The following is a 290-nucleotide window of genomic DNA, read 5'->3' as shown; positions in this document are numbered from 1 at the left end:
ATGAAACAAACCTTTTCCATTCGAAAACTGTTTTGTGACATCCTGAACTGAAATCATAATTCCACCTCATTTTTTGAAATATTTAATATGTGATATTTCAAAATCATTGTACTCCTCATCTTTCATATTCGCAACAACTTTTTGAAATATTTATTAGTCCATATTTCAAAATTATTGTTTTCCATTATTTTTTCTTGTATATTTTAAGTGAGGTGATTGCATTGAACGGATTTGAAAGAGTAAAAGAAAAGAAAAAACGTGCCATTAAAGAAGCAGCATTCGTATTATTT

At 27.2% G+C, this 290-nt stretch carries 1 pseudogene; it reads left to right on the top strand.

Annotation, left to right across the window (positions count from 1 at the left end):
• Positions 1-152: 152 nt before the first annotated feature.
• Positions 153-290, top strand: a pseudogene (locus MR167_RS33485) (TetR/AcrR family transcriptional regulator); the annotation flags it as partial.

The organism is Bacillus cereus group sp. BfR-BA-01355 (assembly GCF_022663675.1).
Lineage (GTDB): Bacteria > Bacillota > Bacilli > Bacillales > Bacillaceae_G > Bacillus_A > Bacillus_A thuringiensis_S.
Note: the sequence above shows the minus strand (reverse complement) of the source record. Positions and strands in the feature narration are given on the sequence as shown.